General features: G+C 37.8%; 6 protein-coding genes and 1 pseudogene. All 7 read right to left on the bottom strand.

Going from position 1 to position 9,348, the window contains the following annotated elements:
* A pseudogene (locus HMPREF0847_RS11580) lies at nt 1-221 on the bottom strand (sigma-70 family RNA polymerase sigma factor); the annotation flags it as partial.
* 198 nt (nt 222-419) lie between these two features.
* Nucleotides 420-1,343, bottom strand: a complete 924-nt coding sequence (locus tag HMPREF0847_RS07050; protein WP_008809621.1) for an ATP-binding cassette domain-containing protein — start codon at nt 1,341-1,343, stop codon at nt 420-422.
* A 10-nt stretch (nt 1,344-1,353) separates the two neighbouring features.
* Nucleotides 1,354-2,421, bottom strand: coding sequence for an ABC transporter ATP-binding protein (locus HMPREF0847_RS07045; RefSeq protein ID WP_008809622.1), 1,068 nt, complete (start codon nt 2,419-2,421; stop codon nt 1,354-1,356).
* A gap of 8 nt (nt 2,422-2,429) precedes the next feature.
* Nucleotides 2,430-3,356 carry an oligopeptide ABC transporter permease OppC gene (oppC, locus tag HMPREF0847_RS07040; protein ID WP_008809623.1) on the bottom strand — a complete coding sequence of 309 codons (927 nt, stop codon included), beginning with the start codon at nt 3,354-3,356 and terminating at the stop codon, nt 2,430-2,432.
* A complete protein-coding gene (locus HMPREF0847_RS07035) occupies nt 3,356-4,852 on the bottom strand; it encodes an ABC transporter permease (protein ID WP_008809624.1) in 1,497 nt (498 codons plus the stop codon). Before HMPREF0847_RS07035 ends, oppC begins: the two co-directional genes overlap by 1 nt.
* A gap of 64 nt (nt 4,853-4,916) precedes the next feature.
* Nucleotides 4,917-6,908, bottom strand: a complete 1,992-nt coding sequence (locus HMPREF0847_RS07030) for a peptide ABC transporter substrate-binding protein (RefSeq protein ID WP_008809625.1) — start codon at nt 6,906-6,908, stop codon at nt 4,917-4,919.
* A gap of 278 nt (nt 6,909-7,186) precedes the next feature.
* A complete protein-coding gene (locus tag HMPREF0847_RS07025) occupies nt 7,187-9,169 on the bottom strand; it encodes a peptide ABC transporter substrate-binding protein (protein ID WP_008809626.1) in 1,983 nt (660 codons plus the stop codon).
* Nucleotides 9,170-9,348 lie beyond the last annotated feature (179 nt).

Here is a 9,348-nt window from a genome sequence, read left to right as displayed (position 1 = left end):
CGGCGAATCAAATCATGAATTCTGTTCCGAAACTTGGTCTTGAAGTAACGGTACAGGCGTGGATGATCTTCCAGTAGGTTGGGATGACTTTTTAATAATTCGTACAACACCAACATTCCTTCCTGCCTCCAATCTGCATACTCCCATAAGTGCAGATAATAATCTTTATAACAGCGCTTGACTATCCCTTCAACTTGTTTGTATACCTCCTCAAATTTCATTGACTTGTCCTTTCTTTTGGTTTTAGAGGTTTTATCCTCATCTATTAATCTATCAAAGAACTAAGCTTTTGCGGACATTGGCGTGTGTTTGTAACTAATTTATTTTTATAATGAATTAAAAATTGCTTTTCACATACTTTTTGGTGTGTTTTTTAGTAAAAAAACAAATCATCTTCAAGAATGATTTGTTTTTAGATATTAGAGTTCTTTTTTATAGTTCTCTACTTCAGTTTTGTTAGCCCAAACAAAGTGGCCAGGTTTAATTTCAACCATTTCAGGTTTTTCAACTGAATAGTCATGTTGATCCGGATCGTAGACTTTAAGTACTTTTTTACGCTCCAAGATTGGATCTGGAATTGGAACAGCTGATAATAACGATTTGGTATAAGGATGAATTGGATTGTTAAAGAGCTCTTCTGTTTCAGCAACTTCAACAATAACACCTTTATAGATAACTGCGATACGATCCGAAATGAAGCGTACCACTGACAAATCGTGAGCGATGAATAGATAGGTTAACCCCAACTCTTTTTGGAATTTCTTTAGAAGGTTTAGGACTTGAGCACGAACAGATACATCTAAAGCTGAAATTGGTTCGTCAGCAATAACAAAATCTGGTTGCATGACTAGAGCCCGCGCTATCCCAATGCGTTGACGTTGCCCACCTGAGAATTCATGCGGATAACGTGTCAAATGTTCGGAAAGCAATCCAACTTCATGAATAATATCTTTGACCTTTTGAACTCTTTCTTCTTCATTTTCAAACAAATGATAGTTGTACAAGCCCTCAGAAATGATATAGTCAACTGTTGCACGCTCATTTAAGCTTGCCGCAGGATCCTGGAAAATCATTTGAATCTTACGAATAATCTCCGCAGATTCTTTTTTAGATTTCTTCCCATTAATCTGCTTTCCATCAAAGAAGATTTCACCTTTACTCGTCTCATTCAAACCAATGATTGCGCGACCGATTGTAGTTTTCCCTGAGCCGGATTCACCTACGAGTGAGAAAGTTTCTCCTCTATTAATAAAGAAATTTGCATTTTTAACAGCTACAAATTTCTTCTTCCCTTCACCAAAGGAAATCTCCAAATCTTTAACTTCTACTAATTTTTCAGACATTTCCTTCCTCCTAGCCTTCTAAATGAGCAAAGCCCATATTCAAGCGAATTTTATCATGTAAATTTTCAATAATTTCAGGCTTGTGAACCTTTGGTGCATCTTCATGAAGCAACCAAGTTTTAGCCCAATGAGTTTCTGTAACTTGGAATTGTGGTGCTTTTTCTTCGAAATCAATTTGCATAGCGTAATCCGAACGAAGAGCAAAGGCATCACCTTTCAACTCGGTATAAAGAGACGGAGGAGTTCCTGGGATAGAGAAGAGTTCACCATGATCATTGGCCAACTGTGGCAAGCTAGATAACAAGCTCCAGGTATAAGGATGGCGTGGATCATAAAAGATTTCTTCAACTGTTCCGTATTCAACAATCTCACCAGCATACATAACCGCTACTTTATCGGCAATGCTAGCAACAACACCCAAGTCATGAGTGATAAATATAGTTGTAAAGCGGTATTCGTTCTGCAATGATTTTAGAAGTTCGATAATTTGTGCTTGAATTGTCACATCTAAAGCTGTTGTTGGCTCATCACAAATTAGAATATCTGGACGACAGGCAAGAGCAATCGCGATAACAATACGTTGGCGCATTCCCCCAGAATATTGGAAAGGATACTCTTCAAACCGACGTTCTGCATCAGGTATTCCAACTTTTTTCATATAGTCGATTGCCATTTCTTTGGCTTCTTTTGCATCTTTGCCTTGGTGTTTGATAATAACCTCAGTAATTTGACTTCCTATTGTATTGATTGGATCCAAACTAGTCATAGGATCTTGGAAAATCGTAGCGATCTTAGCACCACGAATTTTTTCCCAATCTTTATTTGATTTTAAAGTTGTCAAATCTTGACCACGGTAGTTAATAACACCTTGCGCAACGCGCCCATTATCTTCCAACATCCCAGTGAATGTTTTAGTCAACACAGACTTACCTGATCCTGATTCTCCTACCAAAGCTAATACTTCTCCTTCAACCAAATCAAGGGATACACCTCGAATGGCTGTCAGGACTTTATCACGAACGTCAAATTCCACGACAATATCGCGAGCAGTCAATATTACATTTTTATTTTGTATCATATTTACTCCTATCTATGTGTACGTGGATCACTAGCATCCGCTAAATTTTGTCCGACGATGAAAAGGGACAAGGATACCAAAATCAAGGTTGTCAACGGAATCCAGAAAAGGTAAGCATTGGTTGTAACGTTTTGTGAATAGTCAGAAATCAAACGCCCTAAACTTGGCACAGTTACTGGAAGCCCCAAACCAAAGAAAGAAAGGAAGGCTTCATAAGAGATAAAGCTTGGCAGCATTTGAGAGCTAGTTGTCATGATCACAGATACCAGTTGTGGCATAATGTTTCGAGCAACAATTTTAAAAGTAGACGTTCCCAAAGTACGGCTGGCAAGGTTGTACTCTAAATCACGATACCGCATGATTTGTACACGAATTAAGTAAGCAATCGAAATCCATGAAGTAATTGTCATGGCAAAGATTAGATTCCAGAATCCGGCCCCGATTGAATAAGTCAAAACAATAACGATCAACAATTGCGGAATATTTGAGATGACATTATAAACTTCCATCATAACGCGGTCAACAGATTTAGAAATCCCCCAAATACCACCAACAACAATCCCAATGATCAAGTTAATGGCTGTCGCAATAACGGAAATCAAGATAGAATTACGAGCACCAAACCACACTCCATCAAAGAGAGATTTACCATTGCTATCTGTACCAAACCAATATTTTCCATTTGGCGCAATATAACGAGCACTAAAATCATTAACTTTACTTACATCGTTATAATCAAAATCAGACAACATCGGGTAAATAAAACTCATTAAAATAATGGTTAGCAAAATCGCCAACATAATAATGGTAGATTTCTTCTTCAGAAATTGGCGAATAACAGATCTCCAATACGAATAAGCTGGAGCATCAATTGCTTCAGAGGCAAAATCATCGCGTTTGACAAATTGGAATTTATTTTTATCAATAGAAGCCATTATTTACCTCCTTTTGTTGTTAATTTAATACGTGGGTCAAGCATTGTCATCAAAATATCACCTAAGAGTAAGGCAAAGACTGATAAACCAGTGAAAATGAAGACCAAGCCGACTACCATAGAATTATTTGAAGCTTTAACTGAGTCGATCAACATTTTACCCATACCAGGGAAGGCGAAGACAGTCTCTGTCAAGGTTGCCCCTTGAATAACTCCGATAACGGCTCCTGGAATTCCTGATACCAATGGAACCATGGCATTTTTGAAAATGTGTTTATTTGAAATTTCTTTTTCAGATAATCCTTTAGCCCGGGCAAAACGTACAAAGTCTTGGGATTGCAAGTCGATCATATAACGACGAATCCAGATAGCTGTGCTTGGCGCCCCCAAAAGTCCCAGAATAACTGCCGGAAGAACATACGAACGCCAGTCTCCTGCACCAAGAACTGGGAAAGAATCTGGAAGACCAACCGAAGAACCACCTAAGCGAATAATATAAACTAAGGCAATTGTTGGCAGGGCCAAAAGGAAGGTCAAGAGACCTGTTAATGAACTATCAATCCAAGTGTTTTTGAAGCGAGCCATGTAAGATCCTAATGGGACAGCAATCAGATAAGAGATCGCAATACCAATCAAACCAATAATTGCTGAGCTAACAAGCATGGATGGATATTGATAGTTGCTCTCTGTAGCTGTATATGGATCATCTTTTCCATAGTTTGCAATATCTCGCGAATCAGCTTTACTTGGTGACTTGTAAGTACGTGAATAGATATTAACTGATGAAGTTTTCTTTCCTGTAGGGAATTGAACCTCAGATGATTTAGTTTGTCCTTGCCCTTGTGAAATAACCTGTAACACAGGAATATTTGCATAAGTTGGGTAAGAATTTCCTAAGTTCAAGGTCACAAAATTTTGATGAACAAACGGAAATTGAGCATTAAAGTATAGTAAATATTTATGCTTAGTCCCTGATCCAACTACAGACCAACCAATAGCAGGGTCGTTTTCAATACGAATATAACGTTTAAGTTTTGGATTCGTTTCATCTTTGACAAAACCAGTATGGTCAAATTGAATCAAATTCCCGTAGAAGCCAAGAACACGTTCAAGAACTGGCACCTCACGAACAGCATAAAACTGCTTGCTTTCTTCAAATTGGTGAAGCTTCCAGCCATTACCTAATTTTTTGATATAAGCTTCGTAGATTTTTTTGTTTGCATCAGTTCCTTCAACAGTTACAGAGCTATCTTCCTTGCTAGCTTTCTCCTGTAACTCTTTCGTATCATAATAATCCACATAGCCCATACGTTCATAGATTGTGTTTTCGTAATTGGCTTTTTTATCTTTTGTGGTTGCTATCTTGTTATAGTTAGGGTCCTGTTTAAAAATCAATTTTCTTGGCACCATAGTATAAATAATGGTATAGGTCAAAGCCGTTACTAAGAAAATCGACACCAGGGAGCGTAAGATACGCATAAATATATATTTCTTCATTTATCGTTTCCTTTAAAATCCCAAAAGAACTTTCTCTCCTTTTAGAGAAAGTTCTAATGATTGGTTATTTCACGTGTTTTTCTAACTCTTCTTGTGCTTTTTTATTAGATTCTGCACGTTCTTTATTCCATTTTTCTTGAGCTTTCTGATATTCTTTGGCTGTGACAGCTTTATCTTGTAATTTCAGATATTTGTAACTTGCCATGTCACGACCTTTAGCACCAGACCAAGCAAAAGGAGCTGTAAATGGTACAATCTTAGTTAAAACTGGACGTCCAGTCCTACTTGTTGTTGGTATCAACAAGGCGCTATCTGTTAGCCATGCTTGAGCGGCTGCATATTTTTCATAGCGTTTATTTACATCTGTCTTTTCAGCGGCAGCTTCATCAACTAGCTTAGCATACTCCTTCAAACCAACTTGGTCTGCAGCTGCATTTTCTTTACCATCAAACCCTAAGAATGTTTTGGTGTTTTCACCGCCAGGCTTGATAATTTCAAGATAAGTCGATGGGTCTTGATAGTCAGGAGACCAACCAACATTATCAGAAATGTCCCAGTCTTCTTCAGCAGCTGAAGCAGCATAATATGTGATGTTCAAAACATCATCAGTCTTCATTTGATGAATGTCAACAACCACATTGTCTGTCCCAAGCGAGCTCTCAATTGATTGTTTCAAAGATTGAACACGCTGAACTTTAGCACTAGCAGTTTGGTCTACTGGCATATCCAAATGAATAGGGAATTCTACACCTTCTTCTTGGAGAGCTTTTTTAGCTTTCGCAAATTCAGCTTTAGCTTTTTCTTTATTGTAAAGACCATCTTGAGCATCATCGAAGTTTACATCTTTCCACTCATCTCCATAGCTAGCCACTTTTTCTTTCACAAGTTCACCGAAGCTCTTACCATCTGCCTGAACAAAAGTAGGTGGAATGTAGAGATTGCGGAGCATTTTCGTAGCCCCTTCTTTACCATTAACTTGTGAAGCATAAGCCGTTCTGTCGAATGCAAAACTCAAAGCTTGACGGAAATCTTTATTCATCAAAGCTTTCTTTGTTGATGATTTTTGTGCATCACTTGACTTAGCTGTGTGATTGTACGCTTGACGATCAATGTTCACCCCAACTAAATAGCTTGAAGAATCTTGAGGAGTATAAACGATATTATCTTTGAATTCTTTTTCTACTTTAGAGAAGGTAGCACTTGTAGGAGCCAGTCTAGCCGCACTTAGAGCACCTTTAGCAAATTGCTCAGCTGGTTTACCTTGATCTTGCCCGTCAAAGTATGTTAATTTAACATCGCTCACATGGACATTATCTTTATCCCAATAATTTGGATTTTTAGCAAATTCAATAGATGATTTTGATGTGATAGATTTAAGCAGGAATGGCCCGTTGTATAGAAGACTAGTTGGGTCAGCAGCTTGAGCAAACTTGTCACCTTTAGACTTCAAGAACTCTTCATTGACTGGATAAAGGATACCCATTGTTGTTTTAGAGTTCCAGAAACTTTCTGGCTCATTTAAAGTATACTGAACTGTGTGGTCATCAACTGCTTTAACACCAACTGATGAGAAATCCTTTGTTTTACCATTAACGTAGTCATCCAAGCCCTTGATAGAACTTTGAACAAGATAAAGAGTTTCAGACTTGTTGTCAGCAGCGTACTTTAGACCTGCCACAAAGTCTTGGGCCTTGACATCAGCATATTCTTCACCATCAGAAGTATACCATTTAGCATCCTTACGAAGTTTATAAGTATAAGTCAAGCCATCCTTAGACACTGTCCAATCTTCAGCCATCGATGGAACCAAGTTTCCATAGTTGTCATTTTCCAAAAGACCATCGATCAAGTTAGCTGTAAGGTCAGTTGTTGCTGCTTTACTAGAGATCAAATAATTCAAGTTTTCTGGATCAACTTCGTAGATATAGTTAAAAGCTTGATCTGCGCCAGAGCTTGATGAGTTTGATGAGTTTGATGTAGAATTTGAGCACGCTGCAAGAACACCAGTAGCTAAGAGAGCAACTCCCGCAAGTGCAAGGATTTTACCTTTCTTCATCTATATTCTCCATTTCAATTTCAAATTTAGTTTTGTCTAAGATTATATCACATAATAATTTAAATGTAAACCAGAATTGTCAGAATATTTTGTGATATTGACCTACATAGCCCACAAACACAATGGCTCCCTATAGGATATTCAACATGTGAAATATTGGCGATTCCAAAAACAACGGGTCTTATTATCCTCTTTTCGTTCTTAAAAAACAACTATCCTTCTTCTCACTTAATTACTAAAACACCCCTATCTCTCATTGAGATAGGGGGATTTATGGATTATTTTATATGCTTCTCAAGTTCTTCTTGAGCTTTTTTGTTAGATTCTTCTTTTTCTTTAATCCATTTCTTCTCAGCTTCTTGATACTCTTTCTTCGTTACTGGTTTATCTTGAAGCTTAATGTATTTGTAGAGAACAGATCCATCCGATTTGTTACCAGTCCAACCAAATGGAGTCGTGAATGGAACAACTTTAGTAACGCCTGCTCCACCACCGTTAGAACCACTTGGGAGTAGAATTGAACTATCTGTCAACCACGCTTGTGCAGCTGCATATTTTTCGTAGCGTTTCGTTGTATCTGTCTTTTCAGCAGCAGCTTCATCCAATAATTTTCCAAATTCATCCATACCGATTTGTTTAGCAGCAGCATTTCCACTACCAGCTTCAAATCCAAGGAAAGACTTAGTATTATCACCTGTTTCTGGGTGTAGAATCTCTAAGTAGGATGATGGATCTTGGAAATCAGGAGTCCAACCAAGCTGGTCTGTGATATCCCAATCCAAAGCAGCTGCATTTGGAGCGTAGTAAGTGATGTTTTGAACATCTTCTTGAGATAGCATTTGAATATCAACTACAACGTTGTCTGTCCCTAAACTCTTTTCAATAGACTGTTTCATTGATTGAACACGTTTAACGCCAAGAGTGTTGGTTTGGATCGCTGGAATATCCAGATGAATTGGGAATTCTACACCTTCTGCTTGAAGGGCTTCTTTTGCTTTGGCGAATTCCGCTTTGGCTTTCTCTGGATTGTAGAGACCGTTAGTCGCATCTGAGAAATCAACATCTTTCCACTCATCGCCGTATTTAACAACATCTTCTTTTACAACATCTCCAAAATTCTTATCACCAACTTGAACAAATGTTGGTGGGACATAGAGATTACGAACAGATTTAAGAGCTCCTTCTTCACCGTTCACTTGGTCAGAATAGGCCTTACGGTCATAAGCAAAGTTCAAAGCTTGACGGAAGTCTTTGTTTAAGATAGCTTTTTTGGTAGATGTTTTTTGTGCATCTGTCGATTTAGAGGTATGGTTGTAACTTTGGCGATCAATGTTTGTGAAAACTACAAAGGAGGATGATCCTTGAGGGCTAAAGATAATATTGTCTTTATATTCTTTCTCTACAGACGCATAGTTTGAACTACGAGGATAAACACGCGCCTTACTATAAGAACCGTCTTTAAAACCACGAATTAGAGATTCTTGGTCTTGCCCATCATAAAAAGCTAATTTAACATTGTCTACATGAACATTATCTTTATCCCAATAGTTTGGATTTTTCGCAAACTCGATAGAAGACTTCGAAGTTACGCTTTTCAACAAGAACGGACCATTATAAAGGATACTTGATGGATCTGTAGCTTGACCGAACTTGTCACCTTTAGATTTCAAAAACTCTTCATTAACAGGGAATAGGACACCCATTGTTAATTTAGAATTCCAGAAGCTTTCTGGGTGTTCCAAGGTGAATTGTAAAGTATGATCATCAACAGCTTTAATTCCTACCGTTGAGAAGTCCTTTGTTTCCCCTTTTGCATAAGCAGCCAATCCTTTGATAGAATTTTCTACCATATAAAGAGCTTCTGACTTCTTATCTACAGCATGTTTCAAACCTGTCACAAAGTCCTTAGCAGTCACATCTGCGTACTCTTCACCATCAGATGTGTACCATTTTGCGTTCTTACGCAATTTGTAGGTGTAAGTCAGGCCATCCTTAGATACACTCCAGTCCTCCGCGATAGAAGGAACAAGGTTACCATATTGGTCATTTTCCAACAAACCGTCAATGACATTAGATGTGATGTCATGGGTAGAGGTCTTATTTGATAAGGTATAGTCCAAAGTTTCCGGGTCTGTTTGATAAACATAAGTAAAATTAGTATTTGTGTTTGATGATCCAGACTTAGAACTAGAGCAGGCAGCTAAGACTCCAACAGCAAGTAAAGTAACACCTGCCATGGCTAAAACATTACGTTTTTTCATAAGATTCTCCTATTTAGGTTAGATTTATCTTAGATTATAACACTTCTCAAATAGAAATGAAAACCTTTTTATCAAAAAAAATCTATATTGTTATAATTATTTTTTATAGCTGGTTATAGCATATTGGAGGTTGTCTGTAAAATCAGCCAAAAGAGCTGATCAAACTAAGCAAAGCCAAC

Source organism: Streptococcus sp. 2_1_36FAA (assembly GCF_000161955.2).
Classification (GTDB): Bacteria; Bacillota; Bacilli; order Lactobacillales; family Streptococcaceae; genus Streptococcus; species Streptococcus gordonii.
Note: the sequence above shows the minus strand (reverse complement) of the source record. Positions and strands in the feature narration are given on the sequence as shown.